This is a genomic window from Pseudomonas oryzihabitans (assembly GCF_006384975.1).
Lineage (GTDB): Bacteria > Pseudomonadota > Gammaproteobacteria > Pseudomonadales > Pseudomonadaceae > Chryseomonas > Chryseomonas psychrotolerans_B.
Map to the genome: position 1 here is coordinate 514,748 of NZ_CP021645.1, position 23,303 is coordinate 538,050.

Annotated in this window: 18 protein-coding genes and 6 tRNA genes; 18 read left to right on the forward strand and 6 right to left on the reverse strand. The window is 62.0% G+C overall.

Annotation, left to right across the window (positions count from 1 at the left end):
- Positions 1-10: 10 nt before the first annotated feature.
- Both lon and CCZ28_RS02310 read left to right on the forward strand, forming a co-directional pair.
- Positions 11-2,407 (forward strand): endopeptidase La, encoded by a 2,397-nt coding sequence (gene lon / locus CCZ28_RS02305; protein ID WP_140215567.1) that lies wholly within the window; start codon positions 11-13, stop codon positions 2,405-2,407.
- A 173-nt stretch (positions 2,408-2,580) separates the two neighbouring features.
- A complete protein-coding gene (locus tag CCZ28_RS02310; RefSeq protein WP_140215569.1) occupies positions 2,581-4,440 on the forward strand; it encodes a SurA N-terminal domain-containing protein in 1,860 nt (619 codons plus the stop codon).
- 92 nt (positions 4,441-4,532) lie between these two features.
- On the opposite strand, the gene CCZ28_RS02315 is transcribed toward CCZ28_RS02310, so the two are convergent.
- Together CCZ28_RS02315 and cysK are read right to left on the reverse strand one after the other, a co-directional pair.
- Positions 4,533-5,816 (reverse strand): NAD(P)/FAD-dependent oxidoreductase, encoded by a 1,284-nt coding sequence (locus CCZ28_RS02315; RefSeq protein WP_140215571.1) that lies wholly within the window; start codon positions 5,814-5,816, stop codon positions 4,533-4,535.
- A gap of 94 nt (positions 5,817-5,910) precedes the next feature.
- Positions 5,911-6,885 (reverse strand): cysteine synthase A, encoded by a 975-nt coding sequence (gene cysK, locus CCZ28_RS02320; protein WP_140215573.1) that lies wholly within the window; start codon positions 6,883-6,885, stop codon positions 5,911-5,913.
- A 110-nt stretch (positions 6,886-6,995) separates the two neighbouring features.
- Between cysK and CCZ28_RS02325 the strand changes: the two genes are divergently transcribed.
- Complete coding sequence (locus CCZ28_RS02325; RefSeq protein WP_140215575.1) at positions 6,996-7,829, forward strand: AAA family ATPase; 834 nt, start codon at positions 6,996-6,998, stop codon at positions 7,827-7,829.
- 8 nt (positions 7,830-7,837) lie between these two features.
- Positions 7,838-9,010: a vWA domain-containing protein gene (locus CCZ28_RS02330; RefSeq protein WP_140215577.1), complete on the forward strand. Its 1,173-nt coding sequence runs from the start codon at positions 7,838-7,840 to the stop codon at positions 9,008-9,010.
- A gap of 258 nt (positions 9,011-9,268) precedes the next feature.
- Here CCZ28_RS02330 and htpX read toward each other — a convergent pair whose 3' ends face one another.
- Together htpX and CCZ28_RS02340 are read right to left on the reverse strand one after the other, a co-directional pair.
- On the reverse strand, positions 9,269-10,147 hold the full coding sequence (gene htpX / locus CCZ28_RS02335) for a protease HtpX (RefSeq protein WP_140215579.1): 879 nt from the start codon (positions 10,145-10,147) through the stop codon (positions 9,269-9,271).
- 194 nt (positions 10,148-10,341) lie between these two features.
- Positions 10,342-11,553: a pyridoxal phosphate-dependent aminotransferase gene (locus CCZ28_RS02340; protein WP_140215581.1), complete on the reverse strand. Its 1,212-nt coding sequence runs from the start codon at positions 11,551-11,553 to the stop codon at positions 10,342-10,344.
- Positions 11,554-11,706: 153 nt separating this feature from the next.
- Here CCZ28_RS02340 and msrB point away from each other — a divergent pair, with 153 nt between their 5' ends.
- The 4 genes from msrB (at position 11,707) to CCZ28_RS02360 (ending at position 14,062) form a co-directional block, all read left to right on the forward strand.
- On the forward strand, positions 11,707-12,108 hold the full coding sequence (msrB, locus tag CCZ28_RS02345) for a peptide-methionine (R)-S-oxide reductase MsrB (protein WP_140215583.1): 402 nt from the start codon (positions 11,707-11,709) through the stop codon (positions 12,106-12,108).
- Positions 12,105-12,590 carry a glutathione peroxidase gene (locus CCZ28_RS02350; RefSeq protein WP_140215585.1) on the forward strand — a complete coding sequence of 162 codons (486 nt, stop codon included), beginning with the start codon at positions 12,105-12,107 and terminating at the stop codon, positions 12,588-12,590. Before msrB ends, CCZ28_RS02350 begins: the two co-directional genes overlap by 4 nt.
- A 90-nt stretch (positions 12,591-12,680) precedes the next feature.
- Positions 12,681-13,577, forward strand: a complete 897-nt coding sequence (locus CCZ28_RS02355; RefSeq protein ID WP_437179187.1) for an ATP-binding protein — start codon at positions 12,681-12,683, stop codon at positions 13,575-13,577.
- The gene (locus CCZ28_RS02360) at positions 13,574-14,062 is read left to right on the forward strand and encodes a GAF domain-containing protein (RefSeq protein ID WP_140215588.1); all 489 of its coding nucleotides are present in this window, start codon (positions 13,574-13,576) and stop codon (positions 14,060-14,062) included. Before CCZ28_RS02355 ends, CCZ28_RS02360 begins: the two co-directional genes overlap by 4 nt.
- 24 nt (positions 14,063-14,086) lie before the next feature.
- Here CCZ28_RS02360 and CCZ28_RS02365 read toward each other — a convergent pair whose 3' ends face one another.
- Entirely contained in the window at positions 14,087-14,851 is a 765-nt protein-coding gene (locus tag CCZ28_RS02365; RefSeq protein ID WP_240795218.1) for a hypothetical protein, read from the reverse strand.
- A 171-nt stretch (positions 14,852-15,022) separates the two neighbouring features.
- Here CCZ28_RS02365 and CCZ28_RS02370 point away from each other — a divergent pair.
- From CCZ28_RS02370 to CCZ28_RS02405, 8 genes are all read left to right on the forward strand, one after another.
- Positions 15,023-15,098: transfer RNA gene (locus tag CCZ28_RS02370), tRNA-Glu, on the forward strand.
- A 5-nt stretch (positions 15,099-15,103) separates the two neighbouring features.
- Positions 15,104-15,179, forward strand: a tRNA-Gly gene (locus CCZ28_RS02375).
- Positions 15,180-15,242: 63 nt separating this feature from the next.
- Positions 15,243-15,318 (forward strand) — tRNA-Glu (locus tag CCZ28_RS02380).
- Between the two features lie 4 nt (positions 15,319-15,322).
- Positions 15,323-15,398, forward strand: a tRNA-Gly gene (locus tag CCZ28_RS02385).
- Positions 15,399-15,461: 63 nt separating this feature from the next.
- Positions 15,462-15,537 (forward strand) — tRNA-Glu (locus CCZ28_RS02390).
- 4 nt (positions 15,538-15,541) lie between these two features.
- Positions 15,542-15,617: transfer RNA gene (locus tag CCZ28_RS02395), tRNA-Gly, on the forward strand.
- A gap of 641 nt (positions 15,618-16,258) precedes the next feature.
- Positions 16,259-16,393 carry a hypothetical protein gene (locus CCZ28_RS24815; RefSeq protein WP_276613564.1) on the forward strand — a complete coding sequence of 45 codons (135 nt, stop codon included), beginning with the start codon at positions 16,259-16,261 and terminating at the stop codon, positions 16,391-16,393.
- A gap of 159 nt (positions 16,394-16,552) precedes the next feature.
- Positions 16,553-17,191 carry an alanyl-tRNA editing protein gene (locus CCZ28_RS02405; RefSeq protein WP_140215590.1) on the forward strand — a complete coding sequence of 213 codons (639 nt, stop codon included), beginning with the start codon at positions 16,553-16,555 and terminating at the stop codon, positions 17,189-17,191.
- 289 nt (positions 17,192-17,480) lie between these two features.
- Here the strand turns inward: CCZ28_RS02405 and CCZ28_RS02410 are convergent, their stop codons facing one another.
- Positions 17,481-18,482 carry a sulfate ABC transporter substrate-binding protein gene (locus tag CCZ28_RS02410; protein ID WP_140215592.1) on the reverse strand — a complete coding sequence of 334 codons (1,002 nt, stop codon included), beginning with the start codon at positions 18,480-18,482 and terminating at the stop codon, positions 17,481-17,483.
- A gap of 170 nt (positions 18,483-18,652) precedes the next feature.
- Here CCZ28_RS02410 and smc point away from each other — a divergent pair, with 170 nt between their 5' ends.
- Together smc and zipA are read left to right on the forward strand one after the other, a co-directional pair.
- Positions 18,653-22,138, forward strand: coding sequence for a chromosome segregation protein SMC (gene smc / locus CCZ28_RS02415; protein ID WP_140215594.1), 3,486 nt, complete (start codon positions 18,653-18,655; stop codon positions 22,136-22,138).
- A 205-nt stretch (positions 22,139-22,343) separates the two neighbouring features.
- Entirely contained in the window at positions 22,344-23,249 is a 906-nt protein-coding gene (gene zipA, locus CCZ28_RS02420; RefSeq protein ID WP_140215596.1) for a cell division protein ZipA, read from the forward strand.
- Positions 23,250-23,303 lie beyond the last annotated feature (54 nt).

The window sequence follows — 23,303 nt, forward strand, 5'->3', positions numbered from 1 at the left end:
CCCGTACCCCATGACTACGACGATAGAACTTCCCCTGCTGCCCCTACGTGACGTAGTGGTCTATCCCCACATGGTCATCCCGCTGTTCGTCGGAAGGGAAAAGTCCGTCGAGGCTCTGGAAGCCGCCATGGCTGGCGACAAGCAGATCCTGCTGGTCGCCCAGAAGAATCCCGGCGATGACGATCCTGCCGCGGATGACATGTATCACATGGGTACGGTCGCTACCGTCCTCCAATTGCTGAAGCTGCCCGATGGCACCGTCAAGGTGCTGGTCGAGGGTGAGCAGCGCGGTCGCATTGACTCCTTCGTGGAGAACCAGGCCTACGCCCGTGCCCTGGTCACCCTGATCGACGACAGCGAGGCGCCGGATCGTGAATCCGAAGTCTTCTCGCGTAGCCTGATGAGCCAGTTCGAGCAGTACGTGCAGCTGGGCAAGAAGGTGCCGGCCGAGGTCCTGTCCTCGCTGAACAGCATCGAAGATCCCAGCCGCCTGGTCGATACCATGGCCGCCCACATGGCACTGAAGATCGAGCAAAAGCAGGAGATCCTCGAGATCACCGAGCTTGGCGCGCGCGTCGAGCACGTCCTGGCGCTGCTGGATGCGGAAATCGACCTGCTGCAGGTGGAGAAGCGCATCCGTGGCCGCGTCAAGAAGCAGATGGAGCGCAGCCAGCGCGAGTACTACCTCAACGAGCAGATGAAGGCCATCCAGAAAGAACTGGGTGACATCGACGAGGGGCACAACGAGGTCGACGACCTCAAGCGTCGCATCGAGGCCGCTGGGCTGCCCAAGGATGCCCTGACCAAGGCCAATGCCGAGCTGAACAAGCTCAAGCAGATGTCGCCGATGTCGGCCGAGGCCACCGTGGTGCGCTCTTACATCGACTGGCTGGTGAACGTACCGTGGCAAGCCGAGAGCAAGGTGCGTTTGGACCTGGGCCGTGCCGAGGAGGTCCTGGACAAGGATCACTACGGTCTCGAAGAGGTGAAAGAGCGCATCCTTGAATACCTCGCCGTGCAGAAGCGCGTGAAGAAGGTTCGCGGGCCCGTGCTGTGCCTGGTTGGTCCGCCCGGGGTGGGCAAGACCTCCCTGGCCGAGTCCATCGCTCGCTCCACCGGCCGCAAGTTCGTGCGCATGGCCCTGGGCGGTGTGCGTGACGAAGCCGAGATCCGTGGTCACCGGCGGACTTACATCGGCTCCATGCCGGGCCGGCTGATCCAGAAGATGACCAAGGTTGGGGTGCGCAACCCGCTGTTCCTGCTCGATGAAATCGACAAGATGGGCAACGACATGCGCGGTGATCCCGCTTCCGCCTTGCTCGAGGTGCTCGATCCGGAGCAGAACCACACCTTCAACGATCATTACCTCGAGGTGGATTACGACCTCTCCGACGTGATGTTCGTCTGCACCGCCAACTCCATGAACATTCCGGCGCCGCTGCTGGATCGTATGGAAGTCATCCGCCTGCCTGGCTATACGGAAGACGAGAAGGTCAACATCGCCACGCGCTACCTGATTCCCAAGCAGGTCAAGGCCAATGGTCTGAAGAAGGGCGAGGTTGAATTCGACGAAGCCGCGCTACGCGACGTCATCCGTTATTACACCCGGGAAGCGGGCGTACGGAGCCTCGAGCGCCAAGTGGCCAAGGTGTGCCGCAAGGTGGTCAAGGAGCATGCGCTGAGCAAGGAGCGTACCGCTAGCGTCAGCGTGGACACCTTGGAACACTGGCTGGGCGTACGTAAATTCCGCTACGGCCTGGCCGAGCAGCAGGATCAGATCGGTCAGGTCACCGGCCTGGCCTGGACCCAGGTGGGCGGCGAATTGCTGACCATCGAATCCGTGGTCGTGCCCGGCAAAGGCCAGATGATCAAGACCGGCTCCCTGGGCGATGTCATGGCCGAGTCCATCACCGCGGCACTGACCGTGGTGCGTAGCCGCGGTCGCAGCCTGGGGATTCCGAAGGACTTCCACGAGAAGCACGACATCCACATCCACGTTCCCGAGGGCGCTACGCCCAAGGACGGCCCAAGTGCTGGTATCGGCATGTGTACGGCGCTGGTCTCCGCTGCCACACGCATTCCGGTGCGTGCCGATGTGGCCATGACCGGTGAGATCACCCTGCGTGGTCAGGTGCTGGCCATTGGCGGCCTCAAGGAAAAGCTGCTCGCGGCTCACCGGGGCGGCATTCGCACCGTGATCATCCCCGAGGAAAACGTCCGCGATCTGCGGGACATTCCGGACAACATCAAGGCCGACTTGCAGATCAAGCCGGTCAAATGGATTGACGAGGTCTTGGAGGTTGCGCTGCAATACACGCCGGAGCCGCTTCCGGACGATGGTCCGGAGCTCGTCAACAAGGACGAGAAGCGGGATCAGGAAGGCAAGGAGCGCATCAGTACCCACTGATGGCGTCCCTAGCCTGATGGGTGGGTCGCCAGGCAAGCATGCTGGCGCGCCACCCTCCTGCTGGATGCAAGGTCCTTGATCGACGAAAAGGCGCATCTCGAGATGCGCCTTTTCGCTATTTGGTATTCGACGATTTCGCCATGGCCGGTCTGGCCACAGCTCGTGGGGGGCACATGCTACAAAACATCAGGGACCGTTCTCAGGGATGGATTGCCAAGGTCATCATCGGATTCATCATCCTGCTGATGGCACTCACCGGTTTCGAGGCGATCATCCGCGCAACGGGCCACCAGGGCGCCGTGGCGCTGGTCAATGGGGACGAGATCAAGCAGACGGACCTCAACCAGGCGATGGAAATGCAGCGCCGCCAGCTGCAGCAACAGCTGGGACAGGGTTTCGATCCGTCCACCCTGGATGACCGCCTGCTGCGCGAATCGGCGCTCAAGGCCCTCATCGACAAGCAGCTACTCTTGCAAGCCGCCAAGGCCGATCATTTCGCCTTCTCCGATCAGGCGCTGGACCAGTTGATCCTCAACACTCCTGAATTCCAGACCGAAGGGCGGTTCGATCCGCAGCGCTTCGATCAGGCCGTTCGCCAGATGAACTATACCCGCCTGCAATTCCGTGACCTGCTGCGTGATGAGATGCTCATCGGCCAGCTGCGCGCCGGGATCGTCGGCAGCAACTTCGTCACCGATGCGGACATCGAGGCCTTCGCCAACCTGGAGCGTCAGACCCGTGACTTCTCCATGCGCACCGTCAAGGCCGCGACCGCCGGCATCGCGCCGACCCAGGCGGAAATCCAGACCTACTACGACAGCCACAAGAACGAGTTCATGACGCCCGAGCAGGTGGTCATCGAATACGTCGAGCTGAAGAAGAGCGCCTTCCTGGCCAAGGCCAAGGTCGACGAGAGCCGCCTGCAGGCCGCCTACAAGTCCGAGATCGCCAATCTGTCGGAACAGCGCGACGCGGCGCATATCCTCATCGAGGTCAATGACAAGCAGACCGACGAGCAGGCCAAGGCCAAGATCCAGCAGATCCAGGAGCGCCTGAACAAGGGCGAGGATTTCGCCAAGCTCGCCAAGGAGTTCTCCCAGGATCCGGGTTCCGCCGCCAACGGTGGCGATCTGGGCTATGCCGGTCGCGGTGTCTATGATCCTGCCTTCGAAGAGGCGTTGTACGCCCTGAAGCCCAATCAAGTTTCCGCGCCGGTGCGTACCAGTTTCGGCTGGCATCTGATCAAGCTGAAGGGCATTCAGGCGCCGGAAATACCCACCCTGGCCAGCGTGCGGCCACGTCTGGAGCAACAACTCAAGGCCGAAGACGCCGATCGCTTGTTCATCGAGGCAGGTCGCAAGCTGGAGAGCGATGCCTACGAGGCCTCCGACCTGAGTCAACCGGCCCAGGACATGGGGCTGCAGGTGCAGACCAGCAAGCCCTTCGGTCGCGAGGGTGGCGAAGGTATCACCGCCAACCGCCAGGTGATCGAGGCCGCTTTCAGTGAAGACGTCATGCAAAACGGTGCCAATAGCGCCGCGCTGCAACTCGATCCGGACACCATAGTGGTGCTACGTGACAAGGAACACCGTGCGCCACAGCTGCAGTCCTTGGATCAGGTCAAGGCCGAGATCGTCACCCGCCTGACGCAGGAAAAGGCTGCGGCCCTGGCCAAGAGCACGGGTGAGGAGCAGCTCAAGGCACTGCGCGATGGCGGCAAGGTCACCGCTGGCGACTGGCGCACCGTCGAGGCTGCGACCCGCAATCAGGAGGGGATCGATCCTCAGGTGCTGCAGGCCGTCTTCCGCATGGCCAAGCCGGAAAGCGACAAGCAACCGTCCTATGCTGGCGTTAGCCTGCAGAACGGCGATTTCGTCCTGCTGCGTCTGCAAGGCGTTGGGGTACCCAAGGAAGCCTTGAGCGCCGAGGACAAGGCGCTGTATCGCCGCTACCTGGCATCGCGAGCCGGTCAGGTCGATTTCGCGGCCTACCGCCGGGCCCTGGAGGCCAAGGCCGAGATCAAGAATCTCTGATACGAAAAAAGCCCGGGAAACCGGGCTTTTTCTTAGGCTGTATTTAAGGTTCGTTTGAAGATCGCAGAGCGCTAGCTCTGTGCAGCCAGCGCCTAGATCGCCAGGCGATCCCTGAGGCTGTAGTACCAGGCGCCCAGGGCGGAGAAGGGTACTCGCAGCAGGTGCCCACCGGGGAAGGGATAGTGCGGCAGCTGGGCGAAGGCATCGAAGCGCTCGGCCTGGCCGGCGATGGCTTCGGCCAGGGCCTTGCCAGCCACATGGGTGAAGGTCACGCCGTGACCGCTGCAGCCTTGGGAATAGTAGACGTTGGCACCCAGGCGACCCATCTGCGGCAGGCGCGAGAGGGTGAGCAGGAAATTACCCGTCCAGGCGTATTCGGCGCGGATGCCCTTGAGCTGCGGGAAGGTCTTTTCCAGCTTGGGCATCACCAGCCGTTCGATGTTGGCTGGATCGCGCGCACCATAGACCACGCCGCCGCCATAGATGAGTCGACGGTCGGCGGAGAGACGGAAGTAGTCGAGCAGATAATTGCAGTCTTCGACGCAGTAATCCTGGGGCAGCAGGCTCTTTGCCTGTTCCTCGGTCAAGGGCTCGGTCGCCAGGACCTGGGTACCGCAGGGCATGGACTTGGCTGCCAGTTCGGGAATCAGATTGCCCAGGTAGGCGTTGCCTGCCACCACCACGAAACGCGCCGTGACGCAGCCTTCGGGAGTATGCACGACGGGCTGGGCGCCGTGCTCGATCCGGATGGCGGGTGAGCGCTCATGGATGATGCCGCCCAGCGATTCGAAGGCCTTGGCTTCGCCGAGCGCCAGATTGAGCGGATGGAGATGACCGCCGCCCAGGTCCAGCATGCCGCCGACGTAGCGCTCCGACGCCACGCAATTCTGGATGGCGCTTCGGTCGAGCAGTTGCAATCTGTCGTAGCCATAGCGCTGCCAGAGCCGCTGCTGGGCCTCGAGGTGCCCCAGCTGCCGCTCGTTCAGGGCGGCGAAGATGCCGCCGTCCTTCAGGTCGCAGTCGATCCCATAGCGCTGGACCCGCTCACGGATGATGGCGCCCCCTTCGAACGCCATGCGGCCGAGCAATTGGGCGGCGGAGGCATCCACGCTCTTTTCTACGACATCCAGGTCGCGGCTGTAGCTGTTGACGATCTGGCCGCCGTTACGACCCGAGGCGCCGAAGCCGATGCGTTGCGCTTCGAGCAGGATGACGTCATAGCCCTTTTCCCGCAGGTGCAGGGCGGTGGACAGGCCGGTGTAGCCGCCGCCGATGACGCAGATGTCGCTACTGTGGCTGCCTTGGAGGGAAGGGCGCTCCGGCCCCAGATGGGCACTGGCGGCGTAGTAGGACGCCGGGTAGACGGTGTTCGACATCTTGTTCCCTCCGTTGAAAATTCTGGACAACCGAGGGTGATGGTAGCCGGTGCGCCGATTGGCGGCTATAGCCCCAACCGGCGTCTCGCACGCCCTATTGGACGAGTTCCTGCTCGTCGAAGAGGCCGTCGAACAGCATCGTCGACAGATAACGCTCACCGGAATCCGGCAGGATCACCACGATGGTCTTGCCCTGCATCTCCGGCGCCTCGGCCAGGCGTACCGCGGCGGCCATGGCGGCACCACAGGAAATACCGCACAGGATGCCCTCTTCGCGCATCAGGCGCTGGGCCATCAGCTTGGCCTGGTCATCGCTGACCTGTTCCACGCGGTCGACCATGCTGAGGTCCAGGTTACCAGGGACGAAGCCCGCGCCTATGCCCTGGATCTTGTGCGGACTGGGTTTCACCTCTTCGCCGGCGAGGGTCTGGGTGATCACTGGCGAGGTTTCCGGTTCGACCGCCACCGACAGGATGGGCTTGCCCTTGGTGTTCTTGATGAAGCGCGAGATGCCAGTAAGGGTGCCGCCGGTGCCGACCCCCGCCACCAGGACATCGATGGCGCCGTCGGTGTCGTTCCAGATTTCCGGGCCGGTGGTCTTCTCGTGGATGGCCGGGTTGGCTGGATTGTCGAACTGCTGCGGCATGAAATAGCGACCCGGCTCGCTCTCGGCGATCTCCCGGGCCTTTTCGATGGCGCCCTTCATGCCCTTGGCCGGTTCGGTGAGGACCAGCTCGGCACCCAGCGCCTTCAACACTTTGCGGCGCTCCAGGCTCATGGAGGCAGGCATGGTCAGCACCAGGCGGTAGCCGCGGGCGGCAGCGACATAGGCCAGGCCGATACCGGTGTTGCCCGAGGTGGGCTCGACCAGGCTCATGCCGGGTTTGAGCAGGCCCTTGGCCTCCGCATCCCAGATCAGGTTGGCGCCGATGCGGCATTTGACCGAATAGCCCGGGTTGCGCCCTTCGATCTTGGCGAGCAGGGTGACCCCCTTGGGGCCGAGGCGATTGATATAGATCAGCGGCGTATTGCCGATGGACTGGGCATTGTCAGCGAAGATGCGGCTCATGGCGGATCCTGTGCGGCGCGGAAAACTCGCAGCCTAGGCCTTGCGTCTGGTGGCGTCCAGCCCAGGCGCGGCGTGCTATCGTCAGGCGAAAGCGATGACGAGGATCGACGATGGCATTTCAGGGTACCGACCGTTACGTGGCTACCGCCGAGCTCAGCCTGGCGGTGAACGCCGCGATCCAGTTGGGGCGGCCGCTACTGGTGAAGGGAGAGCCGGGCACCGGCAAGACCCTCTTGGCCGAGCAGGTGGCCCAGAGCCTGGGTGCACGGCTCATCACCTGGCACGTCAAGTCCACCACCAAGGCCCAGCAGGGGCTCTACGAGTACGACGCGGTGAGCCGCCTGCGGGACTCGCAATTGGGCGATCCCCAGGTGCAGGAGGTGGCGCACTACATCAAGCCGGGCAAGCTATGGGACGCCTTCACCGCCGAGGACCCGGTAGTCCTACTAATCGACGAGATCGACAAGGCTGACATCGAGTTTCCCAACGACCTGCTGCTCGAGCTGGATCGCATGGAATTCCATGTCTACGAGACGGGTGAGACCATTCGCGCCCAGCGGCGGCCGGTCATCATCATCACCTCGAACAACGAGAAGGAACTCCCGGATGCCTTCTTGCGCCGCTGCTTCTTCCACTTCATCCGCTTCCCGGAACGGGAGACGCTGGAGCGTATCGTGCAGGTACATTACCCCGAGCTCCAAGGACGCCTGGTCAAGGAAGCGCTCGACCTCTTTTACGACCTGCGCAGTGTGCCGGGGTTGAAGAAGAAGCCCTCCACCTCGGAGCTGGTGGACTGGCTGGCCCTGCTGCTGGGTGACGAAGCCGCGCAGCGAGCGCTGCACGGGGAGGGCGGCCTCCCACCGCTGGCCGGTGCCCTGCTGAAGAACGAGCAGGATCTGCAACTGCTCGAACGCCAGGCCTTCATGCGCCGCCGTCGGAGCTGAGGGCGGGCATGTTCCTCGACTTCTTCACCCGACTCAGAGGTGCCGGCATCCCGGTGTCCATCGGCGAGCTGCTGGATCTGCACGCCGCGCTGGATGCCGGTCTCGCGGTTGGCGATCCCGAGGCCTTCTATCTGCTGGCCCGCGCCCTGTTGGTCAAGGACGAACGCTTCTTCGATCGCTTCGATCTGGTCTACGCGGGAGAGATGGCCAGGTTCGAGCGGCCGGCGGCGACCGCGGTACCGGAGGAGTGGCTCAGGCTGGAGCTGCAGCGGCTGCTGTCCGAGGAGGACCGCCAGCGGCTGCAGGCCCTGGGCGGCCTGAATGAATTGCTCGACGCCCTCCAACAGCGGCTCGCCGAGCAGCGCGAGCGGCATGCCGGGGGCAACAAGTGGGTCGGCACCGGTGGTACCAGCCCTTTCGGTAGCGGCGGCTACAATCCTTTCGGCGTCCGTATCGGCGAGGCGGGCACGCGGCAGGGACGAGCGGCCAAGGTGTGGGAGCAGCGGGACTATCGCAACCTGGACGATCGCGCGCCCCTCGACCGGCGCAACCTGCAACTGGCTTTGCGCCGTTTGCGGCGCTTCGCCCGGCAGGGGGCGGCGGCGGAGTTCGATCTGGAAGGTACGGTGGCGGCCACGGCGCGCGAGGGCGGATTGCTGGACGTCCGCTATCGTCCGGAGCGGCACAACGCGACCAAGGTGCTGCTGCTGCTCGACATTGGCGGCTCCATGGATCTGCATGTACGGCTCTGCAGTGAGCTGTTCAGTGCCTGCCGGCTCGAGTTCCGGCATCTGGAGTACTACTACTTCCACAACTGCGTCTATGAGCGGGTATGGCGGGACAATGCCCGGCGCCATGACGACAGCCTGGCGACCGAGGAACTGTTGCGACGTTACAACGCCGACTATCGATTGGTGATCGTCGGCGATGCCAGCATGGGGCCCTATGAGATCACCCATCCGGGTGGCAGCGTCGAGCATTGGAACGAAGAGCCGGGCGCGGTCTGGATCCAGCGCCTGTGCCAGCATTTTCCACGAGCGGTCTGGCTCAACCCCTATCCGCAGGAAGGCTGGGCTAGCAGTACCTCGATCCAGCTGCTGCGTGAACTCATGGCGCAACGGATGTTTCCGCTGACTGGCGAGGGGCTGGGAGAGGCCATACGGTCCTTGACGCGCTCATAAAAAACCCCGGCCGAAGCCGTAATGCTGTTCACTTAAGCATTTGAGGTTTGACGGGAGTCCTTCAAAAGATCGCTGCCAGCCTCCAGGCAGCGATCTTTTGTATGGTTTTGGGCATTGAGCGGTGCTCCGACGCCTAAATCACCCCGCACAGGATAGAAATCAGGCCACGAAAAACGCCACGGCTCTCATGGAGTCCGTGGCGTTTCTTAAGTGAACAGCATTACGGCCGAAGCCGGGGTCGTTTTGTGCAGCTAGCGCTTAGCGCTGGCCGTAATGGCGCAAGGCCTCGATACGCTCTTCCAGCGGCGGGTGGCTCATCAGCAGGCCGGCCAGGCCGTTCTTCAGCGAGCCATTGATACCGAAGGCGTTCAATGTATCGGGCATCTGCACCGGAATGCCTTGCTCGGCGCGCAGGCGCTGCAGGGCGCCAATCATGGCGTTCGGACCGGCCAGGCGGGCACCGGCTTCGTCCGCACGGAATTCACGCTTACGCGAGAACCACATGACGATGATGCTGGCCAGGATACCCAGCACCAGTTCGGCGACGATGGTGGTCACGAAGTAGGCGATGCCATGGCCTTCTTCATTCTTGAAGATGGCCTTGTCGACGAAGTTGCCGAAGATCCGCGCGAAGAACATCACGAAGGTGTTCACCACGCCTTGGATCAGTGCCAGGGTCACCATGTCGCCGTTGGCGACGTGACCGATCTCGTGAGCCAGCACTGCCCGTACTTCGTCAGGCGAGAAGCGCTCCAGCAGACCCTGGCTCACCGCGACGAGGGCATCGTTGCGATTCCAGCCGGTGGCGAAGGCGTTGGCCTCGTAGGCCGGGAAGATACCGACTTCCGGCGTCTTGATGCCGGCTTCGCGCGACAGCTCCTCGACGGTCTGTAGCAGCCACTGCTCATGGCGGGTACGCGGCTGGCTGATGACTTCGGTCCGGGTGCTCATCTTCGCCATCCACTTGGAGATGAACAGCGAGACCAGCGAACCGGCGAAGCCGAACACGGCACAGAACACCAGCAGACTGCCATAGTTCTGACCGGTGTAGCGATCCACGCCGAGCACCTTCAAGGTGATGCTGGCAACGGTCAGCACCGCCAGGTTGGTAGCCAGAAACAACAGAATGCGCATCATGGTGGGGTACAGCTCCTCACAGGTTTATCTGCCGGCTATATAAGGTTCGGCCCCGATCCATTCAACGTTTCCTCTATTGCAAACTGTGTCGTCTGCTGGCTAGGCGGCCGTTGTCTGGTCAAGGAGCGAGCGCCAGTGCCGATTGACGCCCTGGCGGGCGCCAATCGGTGAAAGACGCGGAAATGCTTTGCTTGCTACTGGGAATAGCCGCCGAGGAAGTTGCCGATGCGGCCGATGGCCTGTTCCAGGTCATCGACGCGGGGCAGGGTGACCACGCGGAAGTGGTCGGTCCAGGGCCAGTTGAAGGCAGTGCCCTGGACGATCAGCAGCTTTTCCGACAGTAGCAGGTCGAGGGCGAATTTCTCGTCGTTATGGATGGGGCAGACCTTGGGGTCGATCCGGGGGAAGGCATAGAGCGCGCCCATCGGCTTCACGCAGCTGACGCCCGGGATGTCGTTGAGCAGCTTCCAGGCGCGGTTGCGTTGTTCCAGCAGGCGGCCATTGGGCAGGACCAGGTCGTTGATGCTCTGGTAGCCGCCCAGGGCGGTCTGGATCGCGTGCTGGCTGGGCACGTTGGCGCACAGGCGCATGTTGGCGAGGATGTCCAGGCCTTCGATGTAGCTCTGGGCACGGTGCTTGGGTCCCGAGACGATCAACCAGCCGGAGCGGAAGCCGGCGACGCGATAGGACTTGGACAGGCCGTTGAAGGTCAGGCAGAGCACGTCTGGCGCCAGGGAGGCGGTGGAGATGTGCACGGCTTCATCGTAGAGGATCTTGTCGTAGATCTCGTCCGAGAACAGCACCAGGTTATGGCGCCGCGCCAGTTCGACGATCCCTTCCAGGACCTCCTTGGAATAGACCGCGCCGGTGGGGTTGTTGGGGTTGATCAGGACCAGCGCCTTGGTGTTGCTGGTGATCTTGGCTTCCATGTCGGCCAGGTCAGGGAACCAGTCGGCCTGTTCGTCACACAGGTAGTGCACCGGCTTGCCACCGGCCAGGCTGACCGCGGCGGTCCATAACGGATAGTCGGGCGCCGGGATCAGCACCTCGTCGTTGTTGTTGAGCAGTGCCTGCATCGCCATGACGATCAGCTCGGAAACCCCATTGCCGAGATAGATGTCTTCGATGCCGACACCCTCGATGCGCTTCTGCTGGCAGTACTGCATGACCGCCTTGCGCGCGCTGAACAGGCCCTTGGAGTCGCTGTAACCCTGCGCCGTCGGCAGGTTGCGGATGACGTCCTGCAGGATTTCCTCGGGGGCTTCGAAGCCGAAAGGTGCCGGGTTGCCGATGTTGAGCTTCAGGATGCGGTGGCCTTCCTCTTCGAGGCGCTTGGCATGCTTGAGGACCGGGCCGCGGATGTCATAGCAGACATTGGCGAGCTTGTTCGACTTGGAGACCTGCATGGTGGACTGAATCCTGAAAGGGCGAGAAAGACTCGGTGATGACGGACGCCGACCGGCGCTTGGCAGCTTCTGGGGGTGGATGCCAGACTGAGCGGGAATCATACGGCCGCATCGGCTGTTACAAAAGATGCGCCGGCATCCAGAGAGGTCATCATGGAAAAAGTACAGCGTAGCCCGGACGATTGGCGCGAGCGCCTGACCGACGATCAGTTTCGCGTCTGTCGACTGGCCGCGACCGAAAGACCCTATACCGGTGCCTACTGCAACACCAAGACGCCCGGCGTCTATCGCTGCGCCTGCTGCGAGCTGGCGTTGTTCGACTCCAGCACCAAGTTCGACTCCGGCTGTGGCTGGCCCAGCTATTACGCGCCCATCGCGCCAGAGGCGGTGACCGAGAAGGAAGACTTCAGCCACGGCATGCACCGGGTCGAGGTGTTGTGCGCGCGTTGCGATGCGCATCTGGGGCACGTCTTCCCCGATGGACCGCCGCCGACCGGCTTGCGTTATTGCATCAATTCCGTAGCGCTCCACCTGCAGCCCAGGGAGCCGGCGTGACTTCAGAGATCCTGCATGTGCCGTTCAAGATGGCGGATGGTCAGTCGGCCTGCCTGGCGGATTGGCCCGCCCGGGCCTACCTGGTGGTCAATACCGCCAGTCGGTGCGGTTTTACCCAGCAGTACGCCGGACTCGAGGAATTGCAGCAGCGTTACCGCGCCGATGGACTGCGTGTGATCGTCTTTCCCTGCAACCAATTCGGTAACCAGGAGCCGGAAGGCGACGCGCAGATCCAGGCGTTCTGCCTTACCCGTTTCAACGTCAGCTTTCCGGTGATGGCCAAGATCGACGTCAACGGTGACGAGGCCCATCCTTTGTTCACTGCCTTGAAACGGGCGGCGCCTGGCTTGCTGGGTACGGCCATCCGCTGGAATTTCACCAAGTTCCTGGTCAGTCCAGCGCAGGATCGGGTACGGCGTTTCGCACCCGTCACCAAGCCGTTGCAACTGGAAAAGCACCTGCAGCGTGCCCTGGGGCGCTAGGCTTCGAAATCGTGTTTCCAGGGGTTTTAAAGTCATACAATATTGGGCGGGCGGGGTGATGCCTGCCTGCTATTTCTGATTGTCGTAAGGATGATTCCCGTGAGTGCTTCCCTAGAAGAGTTTCTCCTGCACGCAAGGCAGGTGCTTGAGCGGCTCGAGCCGCTGTTGCCGCATCGACGTGAACCGCTGGATTGGCAACACTGCTATGCGGCGCGCTGGCGTCGCGAGGGGCATAGCGGCTATCTCCAGCCACTCGACGTCAATCTTGAGCTGCGTCTGTCCGATCTCCTCGGTATCGATCGGCAGCGTGAGCAACTGGCTCGCAATACTCGCCAGTTCGTGGCTGGACTGCCGGCGAATCACACGCTGCTGTGGGGCGCCCGCGGGACGGGCAAATCATCGCTGATTCGCGCACTGCTGGCCGAGTACGCCGCTCAAGGCCTACGGCTGATCGAGATCGAGCGCGACGATCTCGCCGATCTGCCGCGCGTGGTGGAGCAGATCGCCGGGCAAGAGCAGCGCTTCGTACTGTTCTGCGATGACCTGTCCTTCGATGCCGGTAGCGACGACTACCGCGTGCTCAAGAGCGTGCTCGACGGCTCGCTCGAACAGGCGCCGGACAACGTGGTGCTCTATGCCACGTCCAACCGGCGGCATCTGGTCGCCGAGCGGCAGAGCGACAACGACAATTGGGAGCATGTCGATGGCGAACTGCACCCGAGCGAGGCCGCGGAGGACAAGATCGCCTTGTCGGATCGCTTTGGTCTGTGGTTGTCCTTCTATCCCTTCACCCAGGATCACTACCTGTCCGTGGTTCGGCACTGGTGCACGGCCCTGGCCGGCAAATCCGGACTGACCCTGGAGTGGTCCGAGGAGGCCGATCGCGAAGCTATTCGCTGGGCTTCGGGTCGCGGCAATCGCAATGGCCGCTGCGCCTATCAATTTGCCCGGCAGTGGGTCGGGCTCAAGCTGTTGGAGCAAGCATGACGGTAGAACTCTCAGGTGTAGGCGCTGGGCTCGAAGGCTATGCCATGTTGGCCGCGCAGGTCGAAGCCTTGTTGGCTGGCGAGCGTAACCTGGTGGCCAACGCTGCCCAGTTGTCGGCCTTCATCTACCAGGAGGTGCCAGACCTCAACTGGGCCGGCTTCTATTTCGTCGACGGGCCGGATCAACTCCTGCTCGGCCCCTTCCAAGGCAAGGTGGCCTGCATGCGTATCCCTTTTAGCAAGGGGGTCTGCGGGGCGGTGGCCAGCGAGCGGCGGACGCAACGCGTCGAAGACGTGCATGCCTTCCCCGGCCACATCGCCTGTGATGCTGCCTCGCGTAGCGAATTGGTAGTGCCTTTGGTCAAGGAAGGTCGACTGATCGGCGTGCTCGATCTCGACAGCCCGAATCCAGCACGCTTCAGCGCAGCGGATCAGGTCGGCATCGAGGGGCTGGTAGCGGCGTTTCTGGCGGCTACCGACTGCTGACGGCAGAGGAGGGCAGGGAAGCCCTCATTCATAGTCGTTCTTCTTACGCCAGCTGTCGTCCTTAAGAGTATCGACGCTGTTCGACAGCTCGTTGGTGCCGCTGGCCCGTTCGGCCAGTTCGCTCTGTTGCTGTTTCACCTGGGCGATCTGCTCTTCCAGCTGGACTACCAGTTCGCTATAGCGCTCGGGCTGCTGCTGTTTGCGGATCTGCATGATAGCCCGCTCGTACGCCTGGCGAGCCTGGATGAAATGCTCATTTTTGATCTGCTGTTCGGCTTGGAAGCGGAAGAACTCCACGTAGCTGGTGGTGAGCATGAAGCGCATCTCGGCAACCCAGCGCTGCGCTTCCTGGCCATCCATGATGCCGATCTGGCTGGCATGGGCTACCAGGGCATGCAGCATTTCCAGGTAGCCGCGGATTTCCTTCACCCGTGCCTCGGTATGTACCGGGCGGGGGGCATTGGTCGATTCGATGTCATCGCCTTTGGCCAGTGCTTCTTCCAGTTCCGTCTTGCGAGCGGTCAGGGAGGCTGAAGGCGACTGCAGGGCAGCAAGCCTGATAGTCAGGCCCAGCTCGATGCGATTGAACAACTGCTTGAGCGCCGGCGTCATGAATTGACCCGGCAGGCTGGCAGCCAATTGGCTGCAACGCTTGATGCGGTCGGTGAGGTCGGCGATCAGGCGCTGCTTTTCCAGGCGACCTGCTTCCAGCTTCTGATTGACGAAGGCGATCATAATGACCAAGAGGATGCCAAGCCCCACTACCGCTGCAATCATCGTTGAGGACATGACCTTCTCCGTGGTGCCGGCTCGCCGTTTATCGTGCGAGCGAAGTCGTTGATTTGAAAAGTATTTAATCAGCTATTGACGCCTAGGGTAAGGCTCCCTAGAATGCGCGCACTCCCAGCGGCGGCAAGCGTCAGCCGAGTGGTAGGCCAGAGTCCTCAGGGATTCTACCTGGTCCCCTTCGTCTAGTGGCCTAGGACACCGCCCTTTCACGGCGGTAACAGGGGTTCGAGTCCCCTAGGGGACGCCAAAATTGCGGGAATAGCTCAGTTGGTAGAGCACGACCTTGCCAAGGTCGGGGTCGCGAGTTCGAGTCTCGTTTCCCGCTCCAAATTGAATTCATCTGTCTAATGATGGATGAATGCAAGGTGAAAGGCCTTGCGGAAGAGGTAACGTCCCCTTCGTCTAGTGGCCTAGGACACCGCCCTTTCACGGCGGTAACAGGGGTTCGAGTCCCCTAGGGGACGCCACATTGCGGGAATAGCTCAGTTGGTAGAGCACGACCTTGCCAAGGTCGGGGTCGCGAGTTCGAGTCTCGTTTCCCGCTCCAAATATAATCCACCTGTTTCATGACAGCTGGATGCAAGGTGAAAGGCCTTGCAGAAGAGGTAACGTCCCCTTCGTCTAGTGGCCTAGGACACCGCCCTTTCACGGCGGTAACAGGGGTTCGAGTCCCCTAGGGGACGCCATATTGCGGGAATAGCTCAGTTGGTAGAGCACGACCTTGCCAAGGTCGGGGTCGCGAGTTCGAGTCTCGTTTCCCGCTCCAAATAAACGAAAACACCGCCCCCGGGCGGTGTTTTCGTTTGTGCGTCTTTTAGCGGCTGTCCGATGCCCGGCAGCGAGCCGGGCGCGGAAGATCACTGGGCGGGCGTGTATATCTGGTCGAATACGCCGCCGTCGGCAAAGCCCGCTGCCCAGGACCCGCGAATCACTACGCTCCTTATCACTCGCCACATTGATTTTACTAATGCAGCGGCCTCTCCTGTCGACTTTGCGATGCTTGCACCTTTGAAGACTGACTGGTAAACCAATAGCCATTGGCTATTGGTTTACCTTGGTTGGCACGCAGAATTGAGAAGCAGATTGCTAAGTGATCTTGGGGAAATTCAGTACAGGACTGCCAGTCAGCAGATTGCACGGGTGTTGAAGTAGGAGATTTTGGAGGGCCGTCTCCCTCTGTGCACAGGTCTTCAATGTCAGTCGGATGCCATTTTGTGAGGCTCTGAAGAGGTTGGAAGGGCAAGCTCTGTTGGGCTTTGTTCCCCAATCGTGACACGGCTTTCCAAGGCTGATGGGCTTGATAACTATGCTATCAGGTTGACACTGGAGCCGGCCCCTCATTAGGTGCTCGATTCCATGTAGGGCCGATACCTACGCTTTCATTTGTCGGTCATGGGGCGGGAGCATATGTCTCAAGATGAGCATTTGGCGATGGAGGAGTCAGCAGTCGATCAAGATTTGGATCGTGCTGAAGCTTTGGTTCGCCAGCACGTGATGAAAGCGGCTATTGCTTTTGAAGGTTTTTTGGCTCGAAAAAGCTGAGTGTGCGCTGATTGGAGTTGAGGGCGGGTCGTGATTATAGTGCGTTGATATTGGAGGTCCTTTTTTGGCTAAGGATGTCGGGCGCTTTCTTTCTATTTAATGCTTGTTTTAGAGTTTAATTGCTTTAGCCGCCCTCATTGAATAGGGGATTTAAGCCGTATGGAGCGTGCATTCTGGAATGAGCCTTACCTTTCGAGCCTAGATGCTCGGGTACTTAGCGTAGATGGGCGCGATGTCGTCATCAGTCCAACAATTTTCTTTGCCGAGTCGGGCGGCCAGGAGTCGGATCGGGGCACTATCAACCGCATTGAGGTCAGCCAGGCGAGTATCGTCGATGATCGGATCGTTTACCGTCTAACCGCTGATCCAGACTTTGCCGTAGGTGACCTGGTAAATGTACAAATCGACTGGCCTCGTCGATACGCGCTGATGCGCTTACACTTCGCCGCGGAAATCGTACTGGAGTTGTTCTATAAGAAATTTCCTGCTCTGGAAAAAATCGGTGCCCACATTGGCCAGAGCAAGGCACGGATCGATTTTGTTTTTGAGGGGAATGTCAGCCAGTACCTTCCAGGTATCCAGCGGGATGTCGAGCAACTGGTCACTGCCAACTTGCCAATAGAGAGTCGGTTTACCGATGCGGAGCGTTTGCGCCGATGCTGGTGCATAGAGGGCTTTTCCCAAGTGCCTTGTGGTGGTACGCATTTGCGTAGCACGGGAGAGGTTGGACGTATTCGCCTCAAACGCAACAATATTGGTGCCAGTAAAGAGCGTGTTGAAATCTACTTGGTGGATTGATCGCGTGGGGCAGGGTGGAAGCATATGCTGGACGTAATGTTTGCACCGGGGTTGCTGTTAATGATGCCGATGCCGACGACTACGCGACTGTTTTCAAGAGGGGCGTAGCGGTTTATTTATGGGCTAGCCCCTGATGTCCGCAGGCTCAATGCTTAAGGCGATTGCAGAGCGTGGGGAGTCATTGCCTTATTCCGACGCCAATCATCAAAACACCGCCCTCGGGCGGTGTTTTCGTTTGTGCGTCTTTTAGCGGCTGTCCGATGCCCGGCAGTGAGCCGGGCGCAAGAGATCACTGGGCGGGCGTGTATATCTGGTCGAAGACGCCGCCATCGGCGAAGTGGGTCTTCTGGATGCCGCTCCAGAGGCCGAACTCCTTTTGCGCATCGATCAGTTCGAGCTTGGGAAACCGATCGGCGTATTGCGCCAGTACGGTGGCATTGCGCGGGCGCAGGAAGTTTTCCGCGGCGATCTTCTGGCCTTCGTCGGACCAGAGATACTTGAGGTATTCCTCGGCCTCGGCGCGGGTGCCTTTCTTGTCGACGACACTGTCCACCACGCTCACCGGTGGCTCGGCCTGGACCGAGATACTCGGGTAGATCACTTCGAAGCCGCCACGGCCGAATTCGCGCGCGATCATCTCGGCTTCGTTCTCGAAGGTCACCAGGACATCGCCCTGCTGGTTCTTCATGAAGGTGGTGGTCGCGGCGCGACCGCCGGTGTCCAGGATGGGCACGTGCTTGAACAGATCGCTGACGAAGGTGCGCGCCTTCTCTTCATTGCCGCCTGGCTGGTGCAGGGCATAGGCCCAGGCGGACAGGTAGGTGTAGCGCCCGTTTCCGGAGGTCTTGGGGTTGGGCACTATCACCTGGACGCCATCCTTGAGCAGGTCGGACCAGTCGTGAATGCCCTTGGGGTTGCCCTGGCGCACGATGAGCACGGTAGCGGAGGTGAAGGGCGCGCTGCGATCGGGCAGGCGGCTTTCCCAATCCTTGGGCACCAGGCCGCGATCGGCCAGGGCCTGGATGTCGGTGGCTTGGTTCATGGTGATGACATCGGCCTGCAAGCCGTCGATGACCGCGCGGGCCTGCTTGCTGGAGCCGCCGTGGGACATCTGGATCACCGGGGTTTCCCCGTGCTCGGCTTTCCAGTGGGCCTGGAAGGCGGGGTTGTAATCCTTGTAGAAGTCACGCATCACGTCGTACGAGACGTTGAGCAGTGGCGGCTGGGCGGCCAGGACCTGGGCGCTGACCGCCAGGGCGGCTGCGAGCAGGGTGAGGCGAGGTATTTTCATGGGGGCATCCTGCGGGTGTGAGGTGCGGGACTATAACTTGTCGCCCCGGCTCCCGTGCAGAACGGCTGGAAATAAGGTAATGCACGGCGACGGCAGCAGGGCCCGCCGATGGTAGACTCCCAGCTTTTGGCCCGCGGTTGGGCACGGCGCGGTGGACAAGGGTTCCTGAGATGCGGTTGAGGTCGATCAAGCTGGCGGGATTCAAATCCTTCGTCGATCCGACGACGGTGAATTTCCCGAGCAACATGGCAGCGGTGGTCGGCCCCAATGGTTGCGGCAAGTCGAACATCATTGATGCCGTGCGCTGGGTGATGGGCGAGAGCTCGGCCAAGAATCTGCGCGGCGAGTCGATGACGGATGTCATCTTCAACGGTTCCAACAGCCGCAAGCCGGTATCCCAGGCCTCCATCGAGCTGATCTTCGACAATTCCGACCATACCCTGGTAGGCGAGTACGCCAGCTACGCGGAAATCTCCATTCGCCGCCGGGTGACCCGCGAAGGGCAGAACACCTATTTCCTCAACGGCACCAAGTGCCGCCGCCGCGACATCACCGATATCTTCCTGGGCACCGGGCTGGGGCCGCGCAGCTATTCGATCATCGAGCAGGGGATGATTTCCAAGCTGATCGAGGCGCGCCCTGAGGATCTGCGGCACTACATAGAAGAGGCGGCGGGCATCTCCAAGTACAAGGAGCGCCGTCGCGAAACCGAGAATCGCATCCGCCGCACTCAGGAGAATCTCGCTCGCCTGACCGACCTGCGCGAGGAGCTGGAGCGCCAGCTGGAGCGGCTGCATCGCCAGGCGCAATCCGCCGAACGCTTCCAGGCCTTCAAGCAGGAGGAGCGGCAGCTCAAGGCGCAGTTGCAGGCGGTGCGCTGGCGCGAGCTGGATGAGCGCGTCGCGCAACGCGAGAAGGTGATCCGTGACCAGGAGACGGCGTTGGAGGCCCTGACCGCCGAGCAGCGCCAGGCGGATGCCGGTATCGAGCGGCTCCGCGACGGTCATCACGAGTTGAGCGAGGCCTTCAACCAGGTGCAGGGGCGCTTCTACTCCCTGGGCGGCGACATCGCCCGCCTGGAGCAGACCATCCAGCATGGCCAGCAGCGCCAACGCCAGTTGCAGGACGATTTGCGCGAAGCCGAGCAGGCCCGCAGCGAGGCCGAATCCCATCTGGAGCATGACCGGGTACTGCTGGCCACCTTCGAGGAAGAGTTGGCGATGCTGGAGCCCGAAGAAGAGGCGGCGCGTGCGCTGGGTGAAGAGGGCGCTGCCGCCTTGGAAGAGGCGGAGTTGGCCTTGGCGGACTGGCAGCAGCGCTGGGAGACGCTCAGCGCGGCCAGCGTCGAGCCGCAACGGGAGGCGGACGTGCAGCAGGCGCGGATCCGTTCCCTGGAGCAGAGTCTGGAGCGCGGTGTGGAACGGCAGCGCCGGCTGCGCGACGAACGTACCCTGCTGGGCGAGGACGGTCCGTCCGACAGCCTGATCGCCCTGGAAGAACAGATCGCCGAGGATGAATTGCTGCTGGAAGGCTTGGCCGAGCAGGAATTGCAGGTGGCCGACGGTCTGCAACGACTGCGCGAGGAGTTGCTGACGCTGGCCAACGAGCAGAGCCAGCGCCAGGGCGAGCTGCAGCGGCTGGAAGGTCGCATCGCCTCCCTCGAAGCACTACAGCAGGCTGCCCTGGCCCCCGATACCGGGGCGGCCCGGTGGCTCGAAGCGGAGGGGCTGGCCCAGGCGCCCCAGTTGGCGGAAGAGCTTCAGGTCACTGCAGGCTGGGAGCTGGCGGTGGAAACCGTGCTCGGCAGCGATCTGCAGGCGGTCTGCCTCGACGAGCTGGCGCCGCTGCGGCTCGAGACCTTCGCCAGTGGCGCGTTGAATCTGGCGCTGCCTGGCCAGGCGCCCGTCGCCTCGGGCAGCCTGCTGGAAAAGGTCCGGGCGCCCCGGGATCTGTCGCCCTGGCTGGGCCAGGTGCTGGTCGCCGCCAGCTATGACGAGGCGCTGGCGCGGCGTGCCGCTCTGGCGCCGGGGCAGAGTCTGATCACCCCGGAAGGCTATTGGGTGTCCCGACACTTCCTGCGCGTGCGGCGCGCCCAGGCGGCGGAGGGCAGTGTCCTCGCCCGCGGACGGGAATTGGAAGAGTTGCAGACCCGGCGTCTGGAGTTGAGTGAAATGCTCGAGTCGCAGGATGACCTGTTGGAGGAGCGCCGCGTGGCCCAGCAACGGCTGGAGGCCGAGCGCGAGGAGTCGCGGCGGCGGCAGCAGCAGGAACAGCAACGCCTGGCCGAGCGCCGGGCGCAGCTTTCCGCGCAGCAGGCACGTGCCGAGCAACTGGGTATTCGGCGGCGGCAGTTGGGGGCCGATCTCAGCGATGTCGAGCAGCAACTGGCGCGGGAGCAGGAAGAGCTGGGCGAGTGCCGGTTGCGCCTGCAAGACGCCCTGGACGCCATGGCCGTGGATACCGAACAGCGTGCGCAACTGCAGGATCAACGCGAGCTGCATCGCCAGGCGGTCGAGTCGGCGCGGCAACGGCAACGCCTGGCCCAGGAGCAGCTTCACCAGCTCACGGTACGGCTGACGGCGCTGCGTGCGCAGCGTCAGTCGACGCTCCAGGCCCTGGAGCGTCTCGAACAGCAGACCGCACGCCTGGGCGAGCGCTGCGAGCAGCTCAGCCTCAATCTGGAGGAGGGCGGCGAGCCGCTCGACGAGTTGCGCCTGCGCCTGGAAGAGTTGCTCGAACGACGCCTCCAGGTGGACGAAGAGATGCGCTCGGCAAGGATGGCGTTGGAAGACGCCGATCGGGAGTTGCGCGATTTCGAGCGGCGGCGCCTGCAGGCGGAGCAGCAGGCCACCTTGCTGCGTGGCCAACTGGAGCAGCACCGGCTGGAGTGGCAGGGGCTGGCGACCCGGCGCAGTGGCTTCGCCGAGCAGTTGGCGGCCGACGGTTACGACCTACCGACGGTGATCTCTACTTTGCCTGAAGCGGCGAGCGAGGCGGCCTGGGAGCAGGAGTTGGAAGCCGTGGCGGCGCGTATCGCCCGGCTGGGGCCGATCAACCTGGCGGCCATCGACGAGTATCAGCAGCAGGCCGAGCGCAAGACCTATCTGGATGCCCAGAACGCCGATCTGGTCGAGGCGCTGGAGACCCTGGAAAGCGTCATCCGCAAGATCGATCGGGAAACGCGCAATAGGTTCAAGGATACCTTCGACCAGATCAACCACGGCTTGCAGGCGTTGTTCCCGAAAGTTTTCGGTGGCGGCAGTGCCTACTTGGAACTTACCGGTGAAGATTTACTCGATACCGGGGTTGCGATCATGGCGCGCCCGCCGGGCAAGAAGAACAGCACCATCCATTTGCTCTCCGGTGGAGAAAAGGCGCTGACCGCTCTGGCATTGGTCTTTGCCATCTTCCAGTTGAATCCGGCGCCGTTCTGCATGCTCGACGAAGTGGATGCGCCGCTGGATGACGCCAACGTTGGACGTTATGCCCGCTTGGTTAAGAGTATGTCGGAGAAGGTGCAGTTCATTTACATCACGCACAACAAGATCGCCATGGAGATGGCCGACCAGCTATTGGGCGTGACGATGCATGAACCGGGTTGTTCACGGCTGGTGGCCGTGGATGTGGAGGAAGCGGTGGCCATGGTGGACGCGTAGTAACCCACAGCCTCGCGGTGTGGCGGTGTAAAGTTGACGGCAGTCGTGCTAGCTTATGGCCGCTTCGGCGGTAGGTATAAAAAGCTAAGAAGAACACTGACTTGGCGTAGGTTTCGGACGTTTTGGAAAGGCCTCGCAGGCGATGACTTTCCAAAGTTTCCCGACGGGTGTCGGTCCATTATTTTTACAGGGGTATGTCTTTTTCATGGATATGGGTCTGCGCGAGTGGCTGATCATCATCGGCGTCATCGTCATCGCCGGTATTCTGTTCGATGGTTGGCGTCGCATGAGCGGCAAGGGCAAGCTCAAGTTCAAACTTGACCAGTCGCTGAGCAATCATCCGGAACACGAGGGCGATGATCCGGAAATCATTGGCCCGACCCGCGTGGTAGAGCAGAAGGAGCCGTCGCTGGACGATCCGGGCGAACCGACGCCACCGCGCTCTACCCAGCGCAAACGACGCGAAGAGCGTCGTGAAGAGCCCAGCGCCGACAGCTTCGATCTATCCGCAGCGGACGAGGGGCTGGCTGGCTTGTCCGCCGATTCCGACGACGTCGTGGTGCGTGGTCGGGACAAGCCGCGCAAGGAAAAGCCGCTCAGCGCCAAGGCGCCGGAACGCGAAACCGCTAGCGAGCCCGTCAGCAGTGGCAGTGGCAACAGTGGTGGGGCCATGGCGCCGGTGGACGAGGTGCTGGTCATCAATGTCATTTCCCGTGACGAGAAAGGCTTCTCCGGTCCGGCGCTGCTGCAGAATATTCTCGAGAGCGGCTTGAGATTCGGCGACATGGACATCTTCCATCGTCATGAGAGCATGTCGGGCAACGGTGAGGTGCTGTTTTCCATGGCCAATGCCGTGCGTCCGGGCACCTTCGACCTGGATGCCATCGACGATTTCCACACCCCGGCGGTGAGCTTCTTCCTCGGCCTGCCCGGCCCGCGCCATCCCAAGCAGGCCTTCGATCTGATGGTGGCTGCGGCGCGCAAGCTGTCGTCCGAACTCAATGGCGAGTTGAAGGACGAGCAGCGCAGTGTGATGACCGCCCAGACCATCGAGCACTACCGCCAGCGCATCGTCGACTTCGAGCGCAAGAGCCTCATGCTCAAGCGCTGAGTGCGCCGGAGCGAACCAAGAGCAGCCTCGGCTGCTCTTTTTGTTTGTAATCCT